The organism is Mesorhizobium sp. M1A.F.Ca.IN.022.06.1.1 (genome assembly GCF_003952605.1).
GTDB lineage: Bacteria > Pseudomonadota > Alphaproteobacteria > Rhizobiales > Rhizobiaceae > Mesorhizobium.
Window position 1 is genome coordinate 2,281,130 of record NZ_CP034455.1, and the last position, 20,527, is coordinate 2,301,656.

The following is a 20,527-nucleotide window of genomic DNA, read 5'->3' on the forward strand; positions in this document are numbered from 1 at the left end:
TTCATCCCCCGATCCCCAATGACGGTTGCGCAAATCCTTTCAGCAACCCTCGCGCTAAATATGGGACTGTCAGTCCGTCGATTGTCAAGCCGTTCATACTGCTTTCTTGCTGGCGATGAACGTCCGCAAGATCATTGGTTGGAACCTCCGCAAGCTGCGTGTCGCACAAGGTCTGTCGCAGGAGCGGCTGGCGTTGGCGGCGGACATCGATCGATCCTACGTGGGGCGGGTCGAGCGTGGCTCGGAGAACGTGACCATCGACACGCTTGAGGCATTGGCCAAGGTGCTTGGCGTCTCGGCAGCGGAGCTTTTGACCGAACCTCCAAAAGGCGCTCGTGATCCTGCCCCGCTGTCGTCGGGCAGAAAACCAAAGGCGAATTAGACGAGTGGGCAGTTGTGCCCCTGTGCCCAGTGCATTGGATGCCATCAGTATTCCTCCGGCAGCATGACAGTCATGACGCGGATCGTGACGGCAGGGTCGGCCGGGTCCGGCGATAGGTTCGCCAGATTTCGATCATAGCAATCTATTTTCCAGAACAGCTGGCGCTCGCCGACGTGCAGTAGGGCGCAGTCGTGCTCGCCCCACGGGTCGTTGTCCTTGTCGAAGGCGTCGAAGTTGGCGATGGCCAGCAGGATGGTGGCAATTTCGTCCGGGGGGAGAGCGGCGACACCGGCGGTCATGACCATGCGACCGCCGACGCCGGTCTGTCGCAGTTGATCGTTGAGGGTTCGAATGCGCGTCTTCCTGTCGGCCGCGGTGGGCGGATCGACGCGCTCTGTTGAGCAGGTCATGCTTTGGTTCCTTGTGGATGTTGCTTGAAGGGTGACGGGCCGGAACGAGCCCAGCCCGTCGCTGGTCGAGCTATTTCTTCGCCAGTTGCCGGGGGTGGATCAGGCCGAGTTGGTAGTAGCTGCGATCGATCTGAGGGGCGTCCGGGTAGTCGCGGAACTTCAGGGTAAAGATTCCCTTCGCCTTCGCTTTGACGATGCGGGCTTCAAAATATCCCTCGTCGGGACCTTCCGACGCCAGCACTAAGTCGCCGACTGCCAGCTTGGCCCACGGATCGGGTGAGCCGCTGTCGCCTGAACCGGCCCCTTGCCCGTCGTCGGCATGGCCTTTTCTGGCCTCAGGCGAGCCCGCTGAAGCGTTTTCGGCGGCTTCGGGGTCATCGGTGCCCGTCGAGGCTTGACACGGCTCGTCAGTGACGCCTGCTAGGGCCGCAATTCGGGTATACAGATCGCTCTTGCAAAAAGGCACGAACGCCTTGCCGCTGTCGAAGAGCTTGCCGCGAGGGAGCCGCATGGCGATGTCCGCGGCCTCGCCGGGCTCAAGGCGATGCGAGTACATCCCCATCAGTTTGGCGGCCCCTTCGGCCGCCTCGACGTCGGGCAGCAGGAAGACCGAGGCATGGGCTTTGCTGGTCTCGTCGCGTCCAAAGACGATCAATGATGGGGTGGTTTCGGAGGCGACATTCATCGGCCTGCCTCCATAAATGAAGAAGGGGCCTTGCGGCCCCCTTCGATGTGCTGTGCTGGCTGCCGACACAAGGTGTCGGGTCGGTCTCTGAAAGGCATCGTAATTGCTCCTGTTAAGTGCTGGCCTAGCCGCGTCAGCCGACGCGGCCCGCCACAACCATTATATCAGGAATATATGCCTAAGTCAACCGGAGGTTGTCGCTAGCCGAGTAGAGTGGGCGAGTTTTATGCGCCGTTGAGAGCGTCTGGCTTTAAGGGAGCAATGCCGGTTGAGCTAGCAACTACCGCCCCCGGGAGTGCGCGCCCCCACGGCTGGTGAGCCAAATGCCATGCCCCATATACACAGGCTCGCCCATGCCTCCGAAGATGTATTAGAGATCATCTTCATCATCGCCATCGGAATCCGCTAAATGGCAGCATCCAGTTGCAGCGGTCTTGCGCGATCCACAAAGCCGTTTAGGTTCGGTCACCGACACCAAGACCCGGCGAACCCTATGTATTCAGATCCAGCAGGCGAGATCGATTCCTACTTAGCGACTTTGCGGGCGAACATTCATCCGCTGAAGACGCGGTTGCTCGCTCTAGAGCCCGACAGGTCAAAGCTACCTTCACTGTCGGCATCCTTTTTTTCAGAGTTGGACAAATTACGAGAGCTCGCTGACTCCCGATTCCCGCTTGACGAAGGCCGTACGTCTATAGCTTCCGCCAACAAACCTGACAGTGGAAATGCGAGACTGTCCATTTACGATCCCGACGATTTTTCGTTGTCGCCGGGAATGTTTGGGGGCATTGATTCTGGCCAACTTCTTTTCGCGAACCCCACATACAATGGATCGGTTCTGAAGTTCGAGTTCGAACGAGCGGGACACTATATTGCGGAACTGTGCATGTCAGTTGCTCCCAATACGACTGTCCGCCTGTCTGAAATGAAGATACTGAAGGGAACCAAGGGCAACACGAAATATTCTGAATATTTTTCACTGAGATCTGAGCGCGCTGTGTTCTCATTCACCGTCCCAGACAACCCGCTCTATAGCTTAGCGTTGAGCTTCTCCAGCTCCGACGCGAAACCTGCATTCAGATGGGGTAAATTCACGCTGCTGACTGGCATTCCGGGCTACGATGCATGAAGTTCTGCATACATCGTGGTAGCGATCAGATTGGTGGAAGCTGCGTCGAGCTTGAACACGGCGGTGAGCGCATTCTGGTAGACCTTGGGCTACCGCTTGATCAAGAATTCGATACGGCTGATCTACCACCCATCGAAGGGTTGGAGAGGTCCAATTCGAAAATTCTCGCTGTGCTGCTAAGCCATAGCCACCGCGATCATTGGGGATTGCTACCCAAGCTGCCTTTGCCAATCGACGTATATCTCGGCCGTAAAGCTCTTTCGATGATGACAGCGGCACGGCCCTTCGTTCCCGGTGGATATGTACCGGAACGCGCCGTCACATATCAGGACCGGGTGCCCTTTAACGTAGGGCCATTCGAAGTGACGCCTTATCTGGCGGACCACTCAGGATTCGACGCGTACAGCCTCCTCATCCGCGCTGGCGGCAAGACCATCCTTTATTCCGGCGATATCCGTTCGCATGGCAGAAAGGCAGCTCTGTTTCAGAAGTTTTTGGCGGACGCGCCCGCCCCGTGGACGCGCTGTTGATGGAGGGGTCGAGTCTTGGCCGATTGCCACGAGAACGGCGCTTTGAGACTGAGACCGATATCGAGCAGCGTCTAGTCGAGCTGCTGTCGGCCACCGACGGGATGCTCGTTGTAGCCTGCTCAGTTCAAAACATTGATCGGGTTGTTAGCGTCTATCGAGCTGCCAAACGCTCCGGCCGCCAATTGGTTGTTGACGCCTACGGAGCTGAAATCCTGAAGGCGACCGACACAGCCTCGATACCAAAGCCTTCAGGCGATTGGGATGACGTGAAAGTTTACATTCCACAATTTCAGCGTCGCCTGCTGGTGAGGAACGGCATCGCGCACTTGGTGGACAGCTATAAGGGGAGGCGAATCTTCCCTGAGAAATTATCTGGTCAAGCCAGCAAGTCAGTAATGATCGTCCGTCCTTGGATGCTGACTGATTTGCAAGAGGTCGGAGCCCTCGAAGGAGCTCGAGCTGTGTGGTCTCAGTGGGAGGGCTACCTAACCTCGGAATCGGGAGTAGCCTTCACCGAGAAATGCAAAGCCCTCGATATTCCGCTGGAGACGATCCACACTTCTGGTCACGCTGATATTCACGCCTTGCAACAGTACGCGGCTGCTGTGAATCCAGTTAGGCTAGTCCCGATTCATACATTCTTCCCGAGCCAGTTCTCCGAGCTGTTCGCCAATGTCGAGCTCTCGCCAGACGGGAATTGGGTTGAAATCTGAAACATTACGTCCCCACAACAGGTGAAAGATGTCTGACACTCCACCAGCCTTTCGATACCTCGACCCAGAATTTCTGATGGCGCTTGACGAGCTGGCGAGTTCATCCTCGGGGAATTGGTGGCGTGACGTATTGCTACGACCAGATGTTGTGATAGCGATACGACGCAATTCAATTAATGTCTATAATCACGGTGCTTCGATCTTCAAAGTCGATTGGAGTAGAAGATCAATATCATTATCCACACATGCAAAGTACCTAGTTAGGCAAGAGCAAAACTATATCCCGCTCACTGACTCAGGCTTCGAGCTTACTACTGACAAACTTTTCTGGCGGACGTACGAAGGCCCCAAAACGCTCGACTCGATGATTGCAGCCGCGAAAAAACTATCAGTGTCAGAGAAAGCTGGCTTGCATCCCTTGCTGGTTAACGATCCGAAAGTGATCGATGCTGAAATTGCGCTTGTGCGCCCGGCCGAAGCCGAGACGGGCGAAGAGGATGATGAAAAGATCCTCGCCCCACCGCCCGAGCGGCGACAAGATAGGCTGGATGCCGCAGTAGTCCGTAATTCGGCGGACGGTCCAGTTGTAACATTTTATGAAGCGAAGGATTTCTCGAATGGAGACTTGCGGGCGCTAGGCGACGCTCCGCCTGCTGTGCTCTCTCAAATAGCGGCCTACGAAAAGGCATTAGCTACCTATTCCGCGTCGCTGGCCGCCGGATACGTCAACGTTGCAAGGACACTGGTAAGACTGTCCGCCATGCGGCAGCGCGTGAGCAGTGATGCTCCCACCAGACAGATCGATCCATTGGTTGCAAGCATTGCGGAGGGGTCATCGCACCCAATAATCGACTGCAAGCCACGGCTTCTAATCCTCGGATTTGACAAGGCTCAGCGCGACGATAGAGGTTGGCAGGCCCATCTGGCTAAACTAACGTCGGCGGACGGACTAGGATCTAGTCGAGTGCAGGCTGTCGGACGGGCCAAGCGCCAAACGCGGTTTTCCTAACGATGGAGAGATCAGGCCCCCCCTAAGTCTGTTCGCTTCAGTTTGTACAACTACCTTACGCCTCTCGCGACCTGAGAGCGACGCGACATCGATTCGACTTTGCGCCACATCGGTGTTACACAGGCCAGCCAAAATGGGTTGGCCTGCCATTGATTCTGCTCGGTTTTTCCGGCGCTCTGCCTTTTCCGCCTCTGGGCACCATCACCCTCTTCTCCCCGCATTCGCTTTCGCCGAAGCTTCTACGCTGCAGCAAGCAGCTGGTGTTGGCGATCTTTTTGCTAGCGATGGCGCAATTTGGCGGGATTAGGAGCGCTGCGCTGGAGCTGTTACGGCTGCACGCTTGCCAGCCGGTTTAGCCGTGCCCAGGTTCTTCGAGCTTTTCCAGTCTCGCGGACAGCCGGTCAAGGTCAGTTGTGCCCTGGCCGAAAAGGCTCATGGCCCTCATGGCGACCAACTGGCGGTCTTCCTCGCTCTCAAGTCCATGCCTTGAACAATAGCGATGGACAGCTTTTGAGAGGATTTCAAGTTGGGTGGAATCCAAAACACCATGCAGGGACATGCGTGCCTCCTAGCCAGGGGCGAAAGCACGATACCGCTTTCAAGCGTCCGCTTGCCTCACTACTCGGTACGAACGACAAAGGGGTGATACGCCTCTCCGGCAAGTCGCGCGCTAACAAATGAGGCCGTGATGAAAATCGCGCCTGAGCGGTTACGTCTTCTTGAGAAGGCGCGCCTGCCGAAGAAGCGAAGCTGCGTCGATGCTGATCAAGTCGATGAGCTCGCGTGCTTGGCTGCGGGGATGCCGGTCCCGCGGGGCTGAAATCGCACCCGAAATTCCTTTTCGGCCTGTGACATTCCACCTGAACGTCGGGTACGCGAGCCTTGGCGGCGGCCCGTCTCGCTTGTCATGTGACAGCCATCAAAGACCCAAGAATATCAATCGGCACTTCGCGAACGTTTTCTCCGCTCCAGGCTTTTCACCTTTCGGCGAGCGATTCTGAGTTCGCCAAGCGTCGGCCGCCACCACCCTCTCGATCGTTCCGCTGATCCGGCAGGACGCCGCGCCGGCCATGTCTTGATCAGTTCAGCCAAGGTCGGCGGCCGCCACCTCGCCCAAACGGCGCCGAAGCCGGTCTCCATCGACTGTGGGTAGAACGGCGCCAGCTCAGAGGGGTCGGCGAGCTCGCCTGAAATCCCGGTGAAGACAACAACGTCATATTGCACCGTCGCCACGGCGCGACCGAGCGGAGGCAGGTCTTCGGCTGGAACCGGATAGCGCCGGCGCCTGCGTTCGGCATGGCGCAGCCTGGCGGCCTTGTGCTCATGGGAGTGTTTACCAGCCTCCCGCCGGCGTTTCCTCTCCTCCGGCTCGGCGCGCTGGGCGGCTCTTTCGATGCTTGGCCAACGGCGCCGCAGCTCCTCATAAGCGCGAAAAGGCACCCGCCAGACCCGCAGTTCGTCGTCCCAACTCGCCCATGGAACCGCTCGCAGTTCCTCCAGCACGGTCTTCGAATAAGGCGTGCGAATGCGCAGGTCGTCCGCGACTTCCAGATAGTGGCTCGACAGTGGATCGAAGGCGAAGGCATCCCGCCCCTTACTGTCGTCATGGGCTGCGCGAGCCGCTGTCTCCTGTGCCAGCCAGCGCTCGATCCGCCGCGCCGCCGTTTTTCCGGGCACGAACCAGCTCCTGAGCTCGTCGCTCCACCTCGCGCGCGGAAACGCAAGCTGGAACCGCTCAACTGCCGCTCGATCGTACGGGAAGCGCGCTTCGGCACCACGAGGCTTCTGCGGTTCAAAATGGGCTTCGGATTTTTCCATCGGATTGCGCTTGCTAGCTCTGCTCGCAAGGAACGCCGCGCAAGTTCCTTGGGTTCAAGCCACACAGCCGAGACAAGCCGAACTGCTCGAGGAACCGCGAGCGGAAACCTTCCCGGCATTCGACGGTTAATCCGGATCAGGAGAGGTCAGCCCATGGCGAGACGACGTGATGCAGATGAAACAGCGGCGAGCCGGCCCAGAAGGCCACGTTCGCGCCCGCTGAAAGGCGAAGAAACGGAAGTGAACCATATCGTGGAAACGCAAAACATCTCGCCGGCCCAGGCGCGGGAGCTGGTGCGGCGTCACGGAAACGATTGGCGCAAGATCGATGAGGCCGCCAAATCCTACAAGAAAGACAGCTAGTATTCCAAACCAAGTATCGGGGTGACTGCCCGGAGAGATCATCGGCCAAGATAACCGGATGACCAGGATCGCTACTTTCAACGTAAATGGCGTCAATGGGCGATTGCCGGTCCTCCTGAAATGGCTTGGCGAAACCGGCTATGACATCGTCTGCCTGCAGGAGCTCAAGACATCCGATGAGAAGTTCCCTGCCGAGGCGATCCGGCAGGCTGGTTACTGCGCCGTCTGGCATGGGCAGAAATCTTACAACGGCGTAGCGATTCTGGCCCGTGGGAAACAGCCGCAGGAGCGCAGGCGCGGACTGCCAGGCGACCCGGACGATACGCACAGCCGCTACATCGAGGCCGAGGTGGATGGGCTGGTGATCGGCTGCATCTATCTGCCGAACGGCAATCCCGCGCCTGGACCTAAATTCGATTACAAGCTCGCGTGGTTCCAGCGTTTGATCAGCTATTCCCAGACCTTGCTTAAAGAGGAAACGGTCCTGTGCGGCGATTACAACGTGGTGCCAACCCTGATTGATGCGGTGGTGCCGGCGCGCTGGTTGGGCGATGCAGTGTTTTTCCCGCAGAGTCGTGACGCTTACGCCGATTTGCTGAAGATGGGCTGGACGGATGCGGTTCGGCAGATCCATCCCGAGAAGAGGGTCTACACCTACTGGAACTTCTCCTACCGGGGCGGTTATGATCGGAGCTCCGGCCTGCGAATGGACCATCTCCTGATCAGTCCGGCACTTTCAAACCGGCTGCGGGGGGCGGGCGTCGATGCTGCGGTAAGAGCTTTGGAAAGGCCAAGCGATCATGCCCCGGCGTGGATCGAGCTGACCTGGCCTGGAAAGCTCGACTGAGGTTCCGATGGCCTGCCCAGGAGCGGCATCAGCCCGAGCGTATCACGCCGGGCTCATCGGTCTGTTCGTGGGCTTGTCCGACAGCTTGGGGCGCGGCCACAAGGTCCTGGAATCCGATCGTGGCGACCAGATACCCCGCTTCGTCGTAGATTCTCGTAACCCACGATGTCGGGTCGACGCCTTCGACAATCCCATCGAGCATCGCCTCCTTAGCCGCGCGTTTCGCCTCGGCCTTGGCGGCATCCAAATTTTCCATGTCGACCTGGATGGCCGGCTGCGCCGTACTTTCGATGAACTCAAAACGGAACTTCGGCATTGGCTTCTCCATTCGGCGCCGCCGGGAGCGGATCGGGCGGGCTCTCAATCTTGCCGTTGCTGGAAGTTTCGTCTCCGAGCACTGTTTCCGCGATGTATTGCTTGAGATCGCCGACTTCGTCGCCGATATCCTCAGCCAGTATTCCCAGGCTTTCGGCATCGGCGATGCATTGTTCGGCGAGCTTCTCGGCGGCGATTTCGGCCGGGATTGCAGCTGCGGCTTCCGCCTTATGCTCGTCGATCCATTCCCCGACGAAATGTGCGGTCTTGTTCACGATGATATCCGGTTCCTGAGCGGAAACCGTGTCAGCGTCAGTTGGCTTCGTGTCCATGTCTAAACCCGCCCTCTAGGATCCTTCTTCAACGCCGATTGCCTGCGAAGGATGCAGGCGTTGGTCGAAAGTTGTTATAGCTTCAGGCTTGCACTTCAGACTCCCGGCTCAAGGCTGGAACCTGCGTCAGGATCAACAGTTCTTGAGCATGGCAAATCACCCGATAACGAGTTTCCTCACCTCAATCGGCACTTTTGCGTCCCGTCCCGCCGCATTCCAGGTGCTGCTGGCCTACGCAGCACTGTGTGTCGTTTTCGATCGGCAAAGTCTGAATTGGTATGGGGCGGCCACCCTGGCGCCTCCAGCGGGCGCGTGAAAGGTGAGATTTGGTCGGAACCGGCGGAGGCTGCTCAGCAGCCTCAAGTATTTGGCCGTCGCGCTTGTCGCCAGTCTGGTCACGCTGCTCGCGATCAACTTGATCCCCGAGACCCGTGTCATCCGCACCATCGTGCCGCACCGTTTCGATGCGGCAGATCCGCAATTCGCAAGGAGCATGAGCAGCTATTCGCAGGGGCAGATGTTCGAGGCGAACGCCGTGCAGACCCTCGTCAACGGCGACGAGATTTTTCCCGCCATGCTGCAAGCGATCCGTTCGGCCCGAAAGACCATCAACATGGAAACCTACATCTATTGGTCGGGCTCGGTCGGCTACGAGTTCGCCACGTCTTTGGCTGCGAAAGCCCGAGAGGGTGTCGAAGTGCGCGTGCTCGTCGATTGGCTTGGCAGTCTTCCCTTCGATGAGAAGCTGATCCAAATCATGACGAGTGCTGGCGTTCGGTTCGAGCGCTATCGGCCGATCCACTGGTACACGCTCGACCGCGTCAACAACCGGACGCATCGCAAGCTGCTCATTGTGGACGGGCGGGTCGCCTTCACAGGCGGGGTCGGCATCGCGGACAACTGGCTGGGAGATGCGCGCAACCCCAATGAGTGGCGCGACACGCACTACCAGATCGAAGGGCCTGCTGTGCCCGGGTTCCAGGCGGCCTTCGCCGAGAACTGGCTGGAAACAGTGGGCGAGACGTTGCAGGGCGAGAACTTCTACCTGCCGCCCGAAGCCGCGGGTGCGCTCCGTGCCCAGCTGATCCTTTCTTCGCAGCCGAACGGCTCCGAAAACATGGAGCTGATGATGCTGGCCGCCATAGCCGCGGCCAAAGACCACCTGCGCATCGGCATGGCCTATTTCCTCCCGGACGACATCGCCCTGCAGCAGATATTGGACGCCAGAAAAAGAGGCGTCGCCGTCGATGTGATCGTTCCCAATTCCCTGACGGATGTTCCGATCGTCCGCAAAGCTTCGCGCTATTTCTGGGGCAAATTGCTCGAGGCCGGGGTGCGGATCTACGAGTTTCAGCCCACAATGTATCACCCCAAACTGCTGATCGTGGACGACGTCTGGGCGAGCTTCGGTTCCACCAACCTGGACCAGCGGTCTTTGCGTTTGAACGATGAGGCCACGCTCAACGTCTATGGCAAGGAATTCGCACGAACGCAGATCGACTTGTTCAACGAAGATCTGAAGCGCTCGAGGCAGATCAGCCTTGCCGAATGGAGATCGCGTCCCATGCGCGAAAAGTTCACCGATTGGCTGGCCAGCACGCTCCACGCGCAGCTCTAGTCAGCCCATGGAGCCGAACGCAAACACCAGCCGCTGCTTGTCTCTTCGGCCGCCCGTCACCCAGATCGGCGGAGTTGCCAACCCACCCCAGGTGAGCCAGGGTCGGCCGCCACGGGGCGGCTCTTGACGCCGAAAATCGCGCTTCCAATATTTCACCTCAGCGCCGCCGGCACATGCCCAACACCTTGCTGAGCATCTGTTTGGCCTGCCGGCGATTGGCGCATCAAGCGGAGGAAGGTCATGGGCCCAAATGTCTTCGGGGAGCCCGTTGGGCGTGCTTTGATTTCTCGGCAAAGCGACAACTATGGTCACGACCACGGCGCGGCAGAACCAGGCGCGATGAGCACTGATGTGTTCGCTGAACCTGTCCTTGTTGATGACGTGCCATTTGGCGTGAGGAAAATCCGTTGCGCGATGGACGCCATCGAATTCCTGGAGGAGTGGCCGTTCGAGAAGCGGTGCCGCCTGCACGGTTTGGCCAGCGACGCTTGCTGCGCGGCATATGATGGCCGCGGGCCGGTCGCCGCGGCCAGGAAAGTGTTCGTCAGCTGGGCGATCCAGACCGGGATTTGCGCGAGCGCGCCTTGCCTCGAGCTCGACGCCGCCGAGGCAGCGGATCAAGTCACAGGCAGTGGCACGTCCTGATGAGGAAGAACACGCCGACCCCATAGGGAAGCAACAAAAGCAGCAGGGCCAGCCAGTAACCGGGCTGTGCGATCGGCGCGAAATCTGAACGAAGCTGCTCCATTGCCCGTCCAACGCAGGGCGGCACAGCTGGTTCCTCTACTGCACATGTCGCAAGACCAAGCAGCCGCGTACCTCCTGCTGTTGACGGCTGCAGCAATCGAGGAACGCTGGCCGCCTCCCAGGAGCGGTGATGGCACCGCCAGGTCCTTGGTGCTGTTGGGCCGGACTTCGATATGGATGCACCTGCCACACGCAATTCTTGCAGTCCCTTTCTGGGCAGCAGGAACAAAGGGGCTCGTTGTCCGTTCGGTTTCGCGCAGCAAGAGCAGGATCAGCTTGCAGAACGGCGAGACCGGAGTTTCTGCCGCCAGATTTCTGTTTTCCCTTGTTGTCCGCGTTGAACAAGGTGTTCCGAAGCGCCATGCATTTCCGCCAGTGTCCGTCGGCCGCTCTTGGCCTCCTGCTCTTGGCCATCGCGGTGCTGCCACACAATCCCGCTTGGGCGCAAGCGCCCTGCCCGACCGATCACGACAAACTGCTGTCGGCCTTGAAGGCCAATGTCAAGGCGAGTGGCGGGCCGGCAAATGGCGGCTTCGAGAGCAATGAATGGGCCGCGATCGTTGCCCGTGACGGTACGGTCTGCGCCGTCGCCTTCAGCGGCCCTACCGTGGACGCGCAATGGCCCGGCAGCCGGCTGGTCGCGGCCGAGAAGGCCAACACGGCCAACGGGCTCAGCCTGGCGAATATGGCCCTGTCGACCGCCAATCTTTATGCCGGGGTGCAACCAGGCGGGCCGCTGTTCGGCCTGCAGGCCACCAACCCCGTCAATCAGGCGGCGGCTTACGCCGGCGACGCCAAGACATTCGGCAGCCCCAATGACCCGCTGATCGGCAAACCGATCGGAGGCGTGGTGGTGTTCGGCGGAGGCCTGGCCCTGTACGACGGCAAGGCGATCGTCGGCGGCCTCGGGGTCAGCGGCGATTCCTCCTGCGCCGACCACAACGTCGCCTGGCGCGTCCGCGCAGCGCTCGGCCTCGACAAGGTTCCGGCAGGCGTCAATCCCAACCGCAAGGACGCCATCATCTACGACCTCGACCCAGGCGGCAAAAGCGCATCCGGCTGGGGTCATCCGCTTTGCGCCGGGCGCGAGGCCGACATAGCCGCCGAACTGGGCGCCAGCGTCGGAGGCTCGGTCCCGAAATGAAGGCAGCGCGACAGCTGACGGCGAGGTGTGCGCAGTCCGGACGCGCTCGCCTCACCCGGGCTGCGCGGCAATATGCGGGATTAAGCATTGTTGGGGCGATGATGCTGGCCTGTCTCCCAGTTCTGATGGCCGCCTCGGAGTCGCCCTCGACGCCTGCGATCTCGCCGCCGGCCTCCGCCGCCCCGCCCGACGACGGCCAATGGACGATGCCAGCCAAGAACTACGCCTCGACCCGCTATAGCGAGCTCGCGGAAATCAATGCAGGCAACGTCAAGAACCTGCAGGTCGCCTTCACCTTCTCGACCGGCGTGAACAAGGGCCAGGAAGCGGCACCGCTGGTGGTCGGCAGCACGATGTATATCGTGACGCCCTTTCCCAACATCGTCTACGCGCTCGACCTCTCCAAACCTGGCGCACCGATCAAGTGGAAATACGAACCCAATCCCGAGCCCGCGGCACAAGGGGTGGCGTGCTGCGACGTCGTCAATCGCGGCGCCGCCTTCACCGACGGGCGCATCTTCGTCAACACGCTGGACGGCCACACGATCGCGCTCGATGCGAACTCCGGCCAGCCGATCTGGAACACCCATATCGGCAACATCAATGTCGGCGAGACCCTCACCATGGCGCCGCTGGTGGTGAAGGGCAAAGTGCTCGTCGGCAATTCGGGCGGCGAGATGGGCGTACGCGGCTGGGTCAAGGCGCTCGACGCCGGCGATGGCCATGTCGTCTGGACGGCTTACAGCACGGGTCCCGACAAGGAGGTGCTGATCGGCCCGGATTTCAAGCCGCATTACGACATGGACAAGGGCAGGGACCTCGGTGTGACGACCTGGCCGCCGGAGGCCTGGAAGATCGGCGGCGGCAATATGTGGGGCTGGATCTCCTATGATCCCGATCTCAATCTGATCTTCCACGGCACCGGCAATCCAGGCCCCTGGAACCCTGACCTGCGCCCCGGCGACAACAAATGGACATCGGGCATTTTTGCCCGCGATCCCGATACCGGAGCGGCCAAATGGTTCTATCAGTGGACGCCGCACGATCTGCACGACTATGACGGCATCAATGAGCAGATCCTGCTCGACATGAACTGGCAGGGCAAGCCGCGCAAGGTGCTGGTCCGGCCGGAGCGCAACGGCTATCTCTACGTCCTTGATCGCACCACCGGCGAGGTCCTGTCCGCAAAACCCTATGGCCCCGTCAACTCCAGCAAGGGTGTGGATCTCAAGACGGGCAGGCTGATGGCAAACCCCGACAAGAAGACCGGGACCGGCAAGGTCGTCCGCGACATCTGCCCGACCGCCTCGGGCCTCAAGGACTGGCAGCCTTCCGCCTTCTCGCCGAAGACGGGCCTGCTCTACATCCCGCACAACAATCTGTGCATGGACGAACAAGGCGTCGAGGTGAACTACATCGCCGGCACACCCTATGTCGGAATGAACGTGCGCATGATCCCGGGCCCCGGCGGCAATCGCGGGGCCTTCACCGCGTGGGATATCGCCGCGGAGAAACCGGCCTGGAGCCTCAAGGAAAACTTCCCGGTATGGAGCGGCGCGGTCGTAACCGCCGGCGATATCGTCTTCTACGGAACCATGGAAGGCTGGTTCAAGGCCGTCAGCGCGAAGACCGGCGAACTGCTTTGGCAGTTCAAGACCTCCTCCGGCATCATCGGCCAGCCGGTGACTTATCGCGGCCCCGACGGACACCAATATGTCGCGATCCTGTCCGGCGTCGGCGGCTGGGCCGGCGCCATCGTCTCGGGCGATCTCGACCCGCGCGATGCCACTGCTGCGCTCGGTTTCGTCAACGCGATGAAGGACTTGAAAAACACGACAACGGCGGGAGGCACGCTCTATGTGTTCCGACTGCCTTGATGCATTCAAACCGACGGCACTGGCGAAAAGATCCGCCCCGCGGGCCCTCGTGGCCGGTCTCGTCGCGTTGGTCTGGCTGGTTCTGGCCGGCGCGGCGGATGCGCGGGAACTGCGCGCCTGCGCCGATCCCAACAACATGCCGTTCTCCGACGCCAGCGGCGAAGGCTTCGAGAACAAGATCGCCGAGATCGTTGCGGCCGACCTTGGCGCGAAGCTTACCTACACCTGGTGGGCGCAGCGCCGCGGCTTCGTTCGCAACACGCTGAAAGCGGGGCTTTGCGATCTGGTGCTCGGAACGCCGGCAAATGTCGAAATGCTACGCACCACCTCGCCCTACTACAGATCCTCCTACGTCTTTGTCGCACGACAGGATGGACCGGACGTAACGTCCTTTAACGATCCACGGCTGCGCGACATGCGCATCGGCGTTCAGCTCATCGGCGATGACGGCGCCAATTCGCCGCCGGTCCAGGCGCTCGGCCGTCGCGGCATTGTCGGACATCTCGTCGGCTACCCGGTCTACGGCGACTATTCCGCTCCCAACCCCGCGGCGCGCATTGTGGAAGCTGTCGCGAGCGGCGAGGTCGACGTCGCCGTGGTCTGGGGCCCGCTCGCCGGTTACTTCGCTACGAAGCAAAAGGTGCCGCTCCGGATCACGCCGGTCACACCTCGCATCGATGGACCGCAACTGCCACTGATGTACGACATCTCGATGGGCGTTCGGCGCGAGGACGAGCGACTGCGCGGCGATGTGAATAGCGCGCTCGCCAGGCACAAGGCCGAGATCGACGCGGTTCTGACGCAATATGGCGTTCCGCTTCTCGACATCGCCGGGAGCCCGGTGCGATGAGGCTGGGTCTCGCGACGCTGCTGTCCGTGACGCTCGCCTTGGCGGCATGCCAGCGCGAGGAGCGGGACACGCGCCCGCAATCTTCGCTCGGCTCCGGCGGGCAGCCGACGCCCGTGACTACGCTGGAACCTGGCGGCCAAAGGCCCTCCCCCAGCAACAACAAGGCGGCGAGCTTCGAGGCGAACGCCTTTCATCTCAGCGAGGGCAAGCGCCTGTTCGGCTGGTTCAACTGTTCGGGATGCCACGCCAATGGCGGCGGCGGCATGGGCCCGGCGCTGATGGACCAGAAGTGGATCTATGGCAGCTCCATGGAAAGCATTCACGCCACCATCCGCGACGGACGTCCGAACGGCATGCCGAGCTTCCGCAACAAGATCCCCGACGATCAGATCTGGGAACTGGCGGCCTTCGTGCGTTCGCTAAGCGGCAACGCGCCCTCTTCCGCTGCGCCACAGCGAAATGACGACATGATGCCCCATCCGTCGGAAAACCGCATGCCGGATGCCGCCACGCTGGGGAAGTCGCCGTGAAAGGCCTCGCCTCGATGGCGCTTGCCGCGGCAAGCGTCCTTTCTCTCCAGGGATGCGCGGGCTGGCAATCGGCGCTCGACCCGAAAGGCCCCGCGGCGAGCGAGTTGGCATGGCTGATCTGGTTCTTCATAGGGCTTTGCTCGGTAGTGTGGGTGCTGGTGATGATCGCTCTCGCCGCACCGCTGTTGATGCGGCCACCCAGGCGCACCGAGCCGCTGATGCTCCACGCCAGCGCCGACCATCGCAAATTGCGCGTTGTGGTCATCGCTGTCGGGCTGACCGCAGCGACGCTGGTCGGGCTGACCCTGCTCAGCTTCTTGGCCAACAGGACGCTTGCGGCAATCGGCTCGAACGCTGCGCTCACCATTCGGGTGACCGGGCACCAGTGGTGGTGGGAGGTGCGCTATGAGGATGCCACGCCGAGCCGCATCCTGACGACGGCGAACGAAATCCACATCCCCGCCGGCGAACCGGTGCGGCTTCTTCTGACCTCGACCGATGTGATCCATTCCTTCTGGATCCCAAGTCTGGCCGGCAAGCTCGACCTCATCCCCGGTCACATGAACGTGCTGGATATCAAGGCGGACAAGCCCGGAACCTATCGCGGCCAGTGCGCCGAGTTCTGCGGCGCGCAGCATGCGAACATGGGCACCTTTATCATCGCCGAGCCGCGGGCAAAGTTCGACGCCTGGTGGAACGACCAGCTGCAGCCGGCCGCGGCCCCGACGGGCGACGAGGCGAAGGCGGGCGCAAACTTGTTTCTCAAGCGTCCCTGCGTGATGTGCCACAAGATCGGCGGCACGCCCGCGGGCGGAACGGTCGCTCCGGATCTCACCCATATTGCCAGCCGGCAAACACTTGCCGCGGGAACCTTGAGGATGAGCCGCGGCAATCTCGCCGCCTGGATAGCCGATCCGCAAGGCATCAAGCCCGGCTCCCACATGCCGGTGGTCGAGCTCAATGGCGACGAGCTCAACGCGATCGTCGCCTATCTCGAGGGCCTGAAATGAGCAGCGCGGACCTGGCCAGCGAACGCGACCTGCCGCCGGAACGTGAGGCGACTGCCAAGGGCGACGTTGCCCCCGAACGTGATGGGCCGCGCGACACCGGCATGGACGATGCCAGCCTTCACCGCTGGCTCGCGCGCACATGGCGGACGCCGCCCGGCATCGTCGGCGCGTTGTCCAGCGTTGATCACAAGGTCGTCGCAAGGCGCTATCTGATCACGGCATTCGGCTTTCTGTGTCTGGGCGGGCTGAGCGCCGTCGCCATGCGCATCCAGCTTTCGGGACCGCAACGCGGCCTGATCGGGCCGGACCTCTACAACCAGCTGTTCACCATGCATGGCGTCACCATGATGTTCCTGTTTGCCGTGCCCATCGTGCAGGCGACCGGCATCTATCTGGTGCCGCTGATGGTCGGCAGCCGCAACATCGCCTTTCCGCGCCTGAACGCGTTCAGTTACTGGATTTATGTCTCGGGAGGTCTCTTCGCCTGGGTGTCCTTCGCCCTTGCAATGGCGCCGGATGTCGGCTGGTTCGCCTATGTGCCGCTGTCAGGTCCCGAATTCAGTCCCGGCAAGCGCGCCGACGTGTGGGCGCAGATGATCACCTATACCGAGGTCTCATCGCTGGCGGTCGCCGTCGCGACCATTGTCACCGTATTGAAGCAGCGTGCGGCAGGCATGTCGCTGGACAAGATCCCGCTCTATGTCTGGGCGTTGCTGGTGACCTCATTCGTCGTCGTCTTCGCCATGCCGGCGGTCATGATCACCTCGACCTTCCTGATCCTCGACCGACTGGTCGGAACGCATATTTTCAATCCAGCGGAGGGCGGCGACGCCCTGCTGTTCCAGCACCTGTTCTGGTTCTTCGGTCACCCCGAGGTCTACATCATCTTCCTGCCGGCGACAGGCATCGTCTCCGCGATCATTCCCGCTTTCGCTCGAAGGCCGGCGTTCGGCTATCTCGGGCTGGTCCTGTCGTTGATCGCGGTCGGCTTCCTGTCGTTCGGTCTCTGGGTCCACCACATGTTCGCGACGGGATTGCCGAAGCTCGGTGCAAGCTTCTTCACGGCATCCAGCATGTTGATCGCCATTCCCAACGGCGTGCAGATCTTTTGCTGGCTGGCGACCTTGTGGGACGGCAGACCGGTGATCCGCACGCCGTTGCTCTTCGTCTTCGGTTTCTTCTTCATCTTCGTCATTGGCGGTCTCACCGGTGTCATGCTGGCCTCGGTGCCGCTCGACCTGCAGGTGCACGACACCTATTTCGTCGTCGCGCATTTCCACTATGTGCTGATCGGCGGCTCGGTTTTCCCACTGCTGGGTGCCGCCTATTTCTGGTTCCCCAAGATCACCGGCCGCATGATGAGCGAGCGCCTCGGACGCTGGCATTTCTGGCTGGCCTTCATCGGCTTCAACGCGGCCTTCTTCCCGATGCACCTTGTCGGCCTGTGGGGCATGCCGCGCAGGGTCTATACCTATCCGGCCGAGCTTGGCTGGGGGAACATCAACCTGTTCATCACCGGCGGCGCGGTGCTCTTCTTCCTGAGCTTCGTGCTGTTCACCTTCAACCTCGTGCATGGCGCCTTGAAAGGCGCGCCGGCCGGCGACAATCCCTGGGATGCCGGCACGCTGGAATGGGCCACGTCTTCGCCGCCTCCAAGCTATAATTTCGCGCGCATTCCAATCGTCACGAATGTCGAGCCGCTCTGGGCCGAACGCGAGGCCCTTCCCGTCGCCACCGGCCTTCGCGTCGATGTGCGCGAGCTCCTCATCTCGACGGTGGCGGAAGCGCATCCCGATATCCGCGAGAAATCGGCGACGCCGTCGATCTGGCCGCTGTTCGCTGCCATCGCTGTCGGCGGCACCTTTCTCTATTCGATCTTCACGCCCTGGGCGATCGTCTGGGGCGCCGCGCCGATCGCAATCACCCTGATCGGCTGGTTCTGGCCGAAAGATACGCCGGAGGACGAGGAATGAAGCAGCGTCCCGCCGCCGATCTGTCAGGCCTGCCAAGCTTCGGGCTTGGTCCGCGCAGCCCGACCTGGTGGGGGACGCTCGGTTTCATGGCGCTGGAAGGGATGGGCTTTGCGCTGGCGGCCGGCGCTTATCTCTATCTGGCGACCTTGTGGCCCAACTGGCGTCTGAGCGCCCCGGAGCCCAACCATTGGCCGGGAACGATCGTGACGCTGCTTCTCATCGTCAGCCTGGTGCCGAACCACATCCTCAACCGCTCCGCCAAGCAATGCGCCATCGGGCCGGTGCGGATCGGCATGGTGGTGATGTCGCTGCTCGGCAGCGCGCCGCTCATCGTGCGCTGGTTCGAGTTTCCGGCCCTGAACATCTATTGGGACACCAACGCTTATGGCTCGATGCTGTGGGTGCTGCTCGGCCTGCACACCATCCATCTGATCACCGATGTCGGCGACACGATCGTTCTGACAGTGCTGATGTTCACGCGCCACGCCTATAGCGGCCGGCGTTTCGGCGACGTCGGCGACAACGTCTTCTACTGGGATTTCGTGGTCTTGACCTGGATCCCGATCTATCTGCTCATCTACTGGGTCCCGAGGCTAGGCTGATGCGCGCGCTGCGTTTGGGAACGTCCTGGGGTGGTCTTGTGTCGGGGGCTCTGGCCTGGGCCATCTCTACGCAGCTGAATTACGCGCTGGTGCCCTGGCAATGTCATCGCCAGGTCCCGGTGGTGCTTCCCGTCGCACTGGTGCTCATGGTGTTTTCGCTCCTCGGCGGCGTCCTGTCGTGGCAGGCGAAGCGGCAAGGCGGCGCCGCCTTCAAACCGGAGCGTACACGCAGCACCGAGCGATTCATCGCCGATCTCGGCATGCTTTCGGCTTTGCTGTTTGCCCTCGTCATCGTCATGCAGGCCAGCGCCGCGCTCATCCTCGACGAGTGCCTGCGATGAGCTTCGAGGCGTTCTTCTCGACCTCGATCTGCTACGGCGCCGGCGCGCCCGAGACCGGGTGGACGCTTGCCCTTCCCATCACGCTTCCGCTGGCCGCGCTCGCGCTGGTCTATGCGACCGGCGCCAACCGGCTGTGGCGCCGCAGCAGCCGAGGCCGACCAGAGCGGATACGACAAACCTTGCTGTTCGCCGCAGGGTGGTGCGTGCTGACGGGAGCGCTGGTCAGCCCGATCCATGCGCTCGGCGAGCGGGTCTTTGCCGCTCACATGATCGAGCACGAGCTGCTGATGGCGCTGGCGGCTCCGCTGCTGGTTGCAGCCCGCCCCGGCGCGGCACTGGTATGGGCATTACCGGTCGCGTTTCGGCAGAGAACGGGAAGGCTCACGCATGGCAAGATGCTGCAGGCGGTCTGGGCCTTCGCCAGCCGCCCTCTCAACGCAACAATCATCCACGCGATCGCCATCTGGATCTGGCACATCCCGTTCCTGTTCGAGGCAGCCCTGCAGCGGGGCGTGCTGCACTATACCCAGCATGCGAGCTTCCTCGGCACTGCCTTGCTGTTCTGGTGGGCGCTTCTGCCCCGTTCCGGTCGGCAGCAGGCCTATGGCAGCGCCGTCATGCATCTCTTCTTCACCTCGATGCACACCGGCCTGCTCGGCGTGCTGCTGCTGCTGTCGCCCAAACTCTGGTATCCGGAAAATGCCGGTGGCGCAGCGCTGTGGGGTTTAAGCCCGATCGAGGACCAGCAGCTTGCGGGTCTGGTGATGTGGGTTCCGGCTGGCCTGATCTATGGCGGAGCCGCTTTGCTGCTCGCCGGCCTCTGGATAAGCAAGAGCGGAACCAGGGAGGCGACGCATGCGCTCCGATCTGGCTAGACTGATCGCCGGCGCCCTCGCCGCCATGATCGTAGTTGCCGTAGCCGTCGCCGCCGTGGCCTTATGGGCCGACCGGCGTGATCGTGTCCGGCACGAGTCGGACGCGGCAACCGGCGGCGTGGGCGCGCGCGCCATTCCGATCATGACCGCGAACGGCTGCTCCGGCTGCCATACGATCCCTGGCGTGCCGGGCGCGCAAGGTCAGGTCGGCCCGCGCCTCGACGCCAGCCTCGCCCGCCGGGTCATTATCGGCGGCGTGCTGGCGAACAATCCGGAGAACCTGATCCGCTGGATACGCGGCGCCAGAGAGGTTAATCCGCACACCGCCATGCCATCGACGAGGATCACCGAGCAGCAGGCGCGTGATATCGCGGCCTATCTCTATGCTTTGAAATAATTGAACCCCGCCGCGCCGGAACCTGGGCTG

The 20,527-nt window shown here is 61.5% G+C and carries 25 protein-coding genes; 19 read left to right on the top strand and 6 right to left on the bottom strand.

Annotated features, from left to right (window positions below; genetic code table 11):
• The first annotated feature begins 115 nt into the window (after positions 1–115).
• The gene (locus EJ078_RS10820) at positions 116–382 is read left to right on the top strand and encodes a helix-turn-helix transcriptional regulator (RefSeq protein ID WP_208721642.1); all 267 of its coding nucleotides are present in this window, start codon (positions 116–118) and stop codon (positions 380–382) included.
• 44 nt (positions 383–426) lie between these two features.
• On the opposite strand, the gene EJ078_RS10825 is transcribed toward EJ078_RS10820, so the two are convergent.
• Together EJ078_RS10825 and EJ078_RS10830 are read right to left on the bottom strand one after the other, a co-directional pair.
• Entirely contained in the window at positions 427–792 is a 366-nt protein-coding gene (locus tag EJ078_RS10825) for a DUF3768 domain-containing protein (protein WP_208721493.1), read from the bottom strand.
• Positions 793–862: 70 nt separating this feature from the next.
• Positions 863–1,477, bottom strand: a complete 615-nt coding sequence (locus EJ078_RS10830) for a hypothetical protein (protein WP_208721495.1) — start codon at positions 1,475–1,477, stop codon at positions 863–865.
• Between the two features lie 493 nt (positions 1,478–1,970).
• Here EJ078_RS10830 and EJ078_RS10835 point away from each other — a divergent pair, with 493 nt between their 5' ends.
• Genes EJ078_RS10835 through EJ078_RS10845 form a run of 4 tightly spaced genes read left to right on the top strand, consistent with a single transcriptional unit; the run spans position 1,971 to position 4,858 of the window.
• The gene (locus tag EJ078_RS10835; RefSeq protein ID WP_208721502.1) at positions 1,971–2,606 is read left to right on the top strand and encodes a hypothetical protein; all 636 of its coding nucleotides are present in this window, start codon (positions 1,971–1,973) and stop codon (positions 2,604–2,606) included.
• Positions 2,603–3,136: an MBL fold metallo-hydrolase gene (locus EJ078_RS30410; RefSeq protein ID WP_245459200.1), complete on the top strand. Its 534-nt coding sequence runs from the start codon at positions 2,603–2,605 to the stop codon at positions 3,134–3,136. Before EJ078_RS10835 ends, EJ078_RS30410 begins: the two co-directional genes overlap by 4 nt.
• A complete protein-coding gene (locus EJ078_RS30415) occupies positions 3,121–3,849 on the top strand; it encodes a hypothetical protein (protein WP_245459201.1) in 729 nt (242 codons plus the stop codon). The genes EJ078_RS30410 and EJ078_RS30415 overlap by 16 nt, the downstream gene beginning before the upstream one ends.
• A 28-nt stretch (positions 3,850–3,877) precedes the next feature.
• Entirely contained in the window at positions 3,878–4,858 is a 981-nt protein-coding gene (locus EJ078_RS10845) for a hypothetical protein (RefSeq protein WP_208721504.1), read from the top strand.
• 352 nt (positions 4,859–5,210) lie between these two features.
• Here EJ078_RS10845 and EJ078_RS10850 read toward each other — a convergent pair whose 3' ends face one another.
• Positions 5,211–5,417 carry a hypothetical protein gene (locus EJ078_RS10850; protein ID WP_066993806.1) on the bottom strand — a complete coding sequence of 69 codons (207 nt, stop codon included), beginning with the start codon at positions 5,415–5,417 and terminating at the stop codon, positions 5,211–5,213.
• Between the two features lie 377 nt (positions 5,418–5,794).
• Positions 5,795–6,676 carry a hypothetical protein gene (locus EJ078_RS10855; protein WP_208721506.1) on the bottom strand — a complete coding sequence of 294 codons (882 nt, stop codon included), beginning with the start codon at positions 6,674–6,676 and terminating at the stop codon, positions 5,795–5,797.
• A 153-nt stretch (positions 6,677–6,829) separates the two neighbouring features.
• Between EJ078_RS10855 and EJ078_RS10860 the strand changes: the two genes are divergently transcribed.
• On the top strand, positions 6,830–7,039 hold the full coding sequence (locus tag EJ078_RS10860) for a hypothetical protein (protein ID WP_066993812.1): 210 nt from the start codon (positions 6,830–6,832) through the stop codon (positions 7,037–7,039).
• A gap of 58 nt (positions 7,040–7,097) precedes the next feature.
• The gene (gene xth / locus EJ078_RS10865) at positions 7,098–7,886 is read left to right on the top strand and encodes an exodeoxyribonuclease III (protein ID WP_095826011.1); all 789 of its coding nucleotides are present in this window, start codon (positions 7,098–7,100) and stop codon (positions 7,884–7,886) included.
• Between the two features lie 28 nt (positions 7,887–7,914).
• Here the strand turns inward: xth and EJ078_RS10870 are convergent, their stop codons facing one another.
• Positions 7,915–8,202, bottom strand: a complete 288-nt coding sequence (locus EJ078_RS10870) for a hypothetical protein (RefSeq protein WP_066993818.1) — start codon at positions 8,200–8,202, stop codon at positions 7,915–7,917.
• Entirely contained in the window at positions 8,183–8,533 is a 351-nt protein-coding gene (locus tag EJ078_RS10875) for a DUF768 domain-containing protein (protein WP_127213780.1), read from the bottom strand. The genes EJ078_RS10870 and EJ078_RS10875 overlap by 20 nt, the downstream gene beginning before the upstream one ends.
• Positions 8,534–8,900: 367 nt before the next feature.
• Here EJ078_RS10875 and EJ078_RS10880 point away from each other — a divergent pair, with 367 nt between their 5' ends.
• The 12 genes from EJ078_RS10880 to EJ078_RS10935 all read left to right on the top strand — a co-directional run bounded on the left by EJ078_RS10880 (position 8,901) and on the right by EJ078_RS10935 (position 20,497).
• Positions 8,901–10,151 carry a phospholipase D-like domain-containing protein gene (locus EJ078_RS10880; protein WP_245432959.1) on the top strand — a complete coding sequence of 417 codons (1,251 nt, stop codon included), beginning with the start codon at positions 8,901–8,903 and terminating at the stop codon, positions 10,149–10,151.
• Positions 10,152–10,391: 240 nt separating this feature from the next.
• Complete coding sequence (locus EJ078_RS10885) at positions 10,392–10,796, top strand: DUF982 domain-containing protein (RefSeq protein WP_095782978.1); 405 nt, start codon at positions 10,392–10,394, stop codon at positions 10,794–10,796.
• Between the two features lie 463 nt (positions 10,797–11,259).
• Positions 11,260–12,042, top strand: coding sequence for a heme-binding protein (locus tag EJ078_RS10890; RefSeq protein ID WP_245322486.1), 783 nt, complete (start codon positions 11,260–11,262; stop codon positions 12,040–12,042).
• A gap of 125 nt (positions 12,043–12,167) precedes the next feature.
• The gene (locus tag EJ078_RS10895) at positions 12,168–13,919 is read left to right on the top strand and encodes a methanol/ethanol family PQQ-dependent dehydrogenase (protein WP_306462651.1); all 1,752 of its coding nucleotides are present in this window, start codon (positions 12,168–12,170) and stop codon (positions 13,917–13,919) included.
• 49 nt (positions 13,920–13,968) lie between these two features.
• On the top strand, positions 13,969–14,769 hold the full coding sequence (locus tag EJ078_RS10900; RefSeq protein ID WP_245322488.1) for a substrate-binding domain-containing protein: 801 nt from the start codon (positions 13,969–13,971) through the stop codon (positions 14,767–14,769).
• Complete coding sequence (locus EJ078_RS10905; protein WP_095799423.1) at positions 14,766–15,299, top strand: c-type cytochrome; 534 nt, start codon at positions 14,766–14,768, stop codon at positions 15,297–15,299. The genes EJ078_RS10900 and EJ078_RS10905 overlap by 4 nt, the downstream gene beginning before the upstream one ends.
• A gap of 14 nt (positions 15,300–15,313) precedes the next feature.
• On the top strand, positions 15,314–16,309 hold the full coding sequence (coxB, locus tag EJ078_RS10910) for a cytochrome c oxidase subunit II (protein ID WP_127213815.1): 996 nt from the start codon (positions 15,314–15,316) through the stop codon (positions 16,307–16,309).
• The gene (ctaD, locus tag EJ078_RS10915; protein WP_127213782.1) at positions 16,306–18,282 is read left to right on the top strand and encodes a cytochrome c oxidase subunit I; all 1,977 of its coding nucleotides are present in this window, start codon (positions 16,306–16,308) and stop codon (positions 18,280–18,282) included. Before coxB ends, ctaD begins: the two co-directional genes overlap by 4 nt.
• Positions 18,279–18,884 carry a cytochrome c oxidase subunit 3 gene (locus EJ078_RS10920; RefSeq protein WP_127213783.1) on the top strand — a complete coding sequence of 202 codons (606 nt, stop codon included), beginning with the start codon at positions 18,279–18,281 and terminating at the stop codon, positions 18,882–18,884. Before ctaD ends, EJ078_RS10920 begins: the two co-directional genes overlap by 4 nt.
• Positions 18,884–19,225 (top strand): hypothetical protein, encoded by a 342-nt coding sequence (locus EJ078_RS10925; RefSeq protein WP_127213784.1) that lies wholly within the window; start codon positions 18,884–18,886, stop codon positions 19,223–19,225. The genes EJ078_RS10920 and EJ078_RS10925 overlap by 1 nt, the downstream gene beginning before the upstream one ends.
• Positions 19,222–20,100: a cytochrome c oxidase assembly protein gene (locus tag EJ078_RS10930; protein ID WP_067328536.1), complete on the top strand. Its 879-nt coding sequence runs from the start codon at positions 19,222–19,224 to the stop codon at positions 20,098–20,100. Before EJ078_RS10925 ends, EJ078_RS10930 begins: the two co-directional genes overlap by 4 nt.
• The gene (locus tag EJ078_RS10935) at positions 20,081–20,497 is read left to right on the top strand and encodes a c-type cytochrome (RefSeq protein WP_127213785.1); all 417 of its coding nucleotides are present in this window, start codon (positions 20,081–20,083) and stop codon (positions 20,495–20,497) included. The genes EJ078_RS10930 and EJ078_RS10935 overlap by 20 nt, the downstream gene beginning before the upstream one ends.
• The last annotated feature ends 30 nt before the right edge of the window (positions 20,498–20,527 follow it).

What these genes read in the sequence shown, in the direction of transcription:
- EJ078_RS10830 (WP_208721495.1), bottom strand. Translation starts at nt 1,477, where the DNA reads ATGAATGTCGCCTCCGAAACCACCCCATCATTGATCGTCTTTGGACGC.
- EJ078_RS10890 (WP_245322486.1), top strand. Translation starts at nt 11,260, where the DNA reads ATGCATTTCCGCCAGTGTCCGTCGGCCGCTCTTGGCCTCCTGCTCTTG.
- EJ078_RS10905 (WP_095799423.1), top strand. Translation starts at nt 14,766, where the DNA reads ATGAGGCTGGGTCTCGCGACGCTGCTGTCCGTGACGCTCGCCTTGGCG.
- EJ078_RS10845 (WP_208721504.1), top strand. Translation starts at nt 3,878, where the DNA reads ATGTCTGACACTCCACCAGCCTTTCGATACCTCGACCCAGAATTTCTG.
- ctaD (WP_127213782.1), top strand. Translation starts at nt 16,306, where the DNA reads ATGAGCAGCGCGGACCTGGCCAGCGAACGCGACCTGCCGCCGGAACGT.
- EJ078_RS10920 (WP_127213783.1), top strand. Translation starts at nt 18,279, where the DNA reads ATGAAGCAGCGTCCCGCCGCCGATCTGTCAGGCCTGCCAAGCTTCGGG.
- EJ078_RS10875 (WP_127213780.1), bottom strand. Translation starts at nt 8,533, where the DNA reads ATGGACACGAAGCCAACTGACGCTGACACGGTTTCCGCTCAGGAACCG.
- EJ078_RS10895 (WP_306462651.1), top strand. Translation starts at nt 12,168, where the DNA reads ATGGCCGCCTCGGAGTCGCCCTCGACGCCTGCGATCTCGCCGCCGGCC.
- EJ078_RS10870 (WP_066993818.1), bottom strand. Translation starts at nt 8,202, where the DNA reads ATGCCGAAGTTCCGTTTTGAGTTCATCGAAAGTACGGCGCAGCCGGCC.
- EJ078_RS10860 (WP_066993812.1), top strand. Translation starts at nt 6,830, where the DNA reads ATGGCGAGACGACGTGATGCAGATGAAACAGCGGCGAGCCGGCCCAGA.
- EJ078_RS10825 (WP_208721493.1), bottom strand. Translation starts at nt 792, where the DNA reads ATGACCTGCTCAACAGAGCGCGTCGATCCGCCCACCGCGGCCGACAGG.
- EJ078_RS10925 (WP_127213784.1), top strand. Translation starts at nt 18,884, where the DNA reads ATGCGCGCGCTGCGTTTGGGAACGTCCTGGGGTGGTCTTGTGTCGGGG.
- EJ078_RS10930 (WP_067328536.1), top strand. Translation starts at nt 19,222, where the DNA reads ATGAGCTTCGAGGCGTTCTTCTCGACCTCGATCTGCTACGGCGCCGGC.
- EJ078_RS10835 (WP_208721502.1), top strand. Translation starts at nt 1,971, where the DNA reads ATGTATTCAGATCCAGCAGGCGAGATCGATTCCTACTTAGCGACTTTG.
- EJ078_RS10850 (WP_066993806.1), bottom strand. Translation starts at nt 5,417, where the DNA reads ATGTCCCTGCATGGTGTTTTGGATTCCACCCAACTTGAAATCCTCTCA.
- EJ078_RS10935 (WP_127213785.1), top strand. Translation starts at nt 20,081, where the DNA reads ATGCGCTCCGATCTGGCTAGACTGATCGCCGGCGCCCTCGCCGCCATG.
- xth (WP_095826011.1), top strand. Translation starts at nt 7,098, where the DNA reads ATGACCAGGATCGCTACTTTCAACGTAAATGGCGTCAATGGGCGATTG.
- EJ078_RS10885 (WP_095782978.1), top strand. Translation starts at nt 10,392, where the DNA reads ATGGGCCCAAATGTCTTCGGGGAGCCCGTTGGGCGTGCTTTGATTTCT.
- EJ078_RS30410 (WP_245459200.1), top strand. Translation starts at nt 2,603, where the DNA reads ATGAAGTTCTGCATACATCGTGGTAGCGATCAGATTGGTGGAAGCTGC.
- EJ078_RS10855 (WP_208721506.1), bottom strand. Translation starts at nt 6,676, where the DNA reads ATGGAAAAATCCGAAGCCCATTTTGAACCGCAGAAGCCTCGTGGTGCC.
- coxB (WP_127213815.1), top strand. Translation starts at nt 15,314, where the DNA reads ATGGCGCTTGCCGCGGCAAGCGTCCTTTCTCTCCAGGGATGCGCGGGC.
- EJ078_RS10820 (WP_208721642.1), top strand. Translation starts at nt 116, where the DNA reads ATGAACGTCCGCAAGATCATTGGTTGGAACCTCCGCAAGCTGCGTGTC.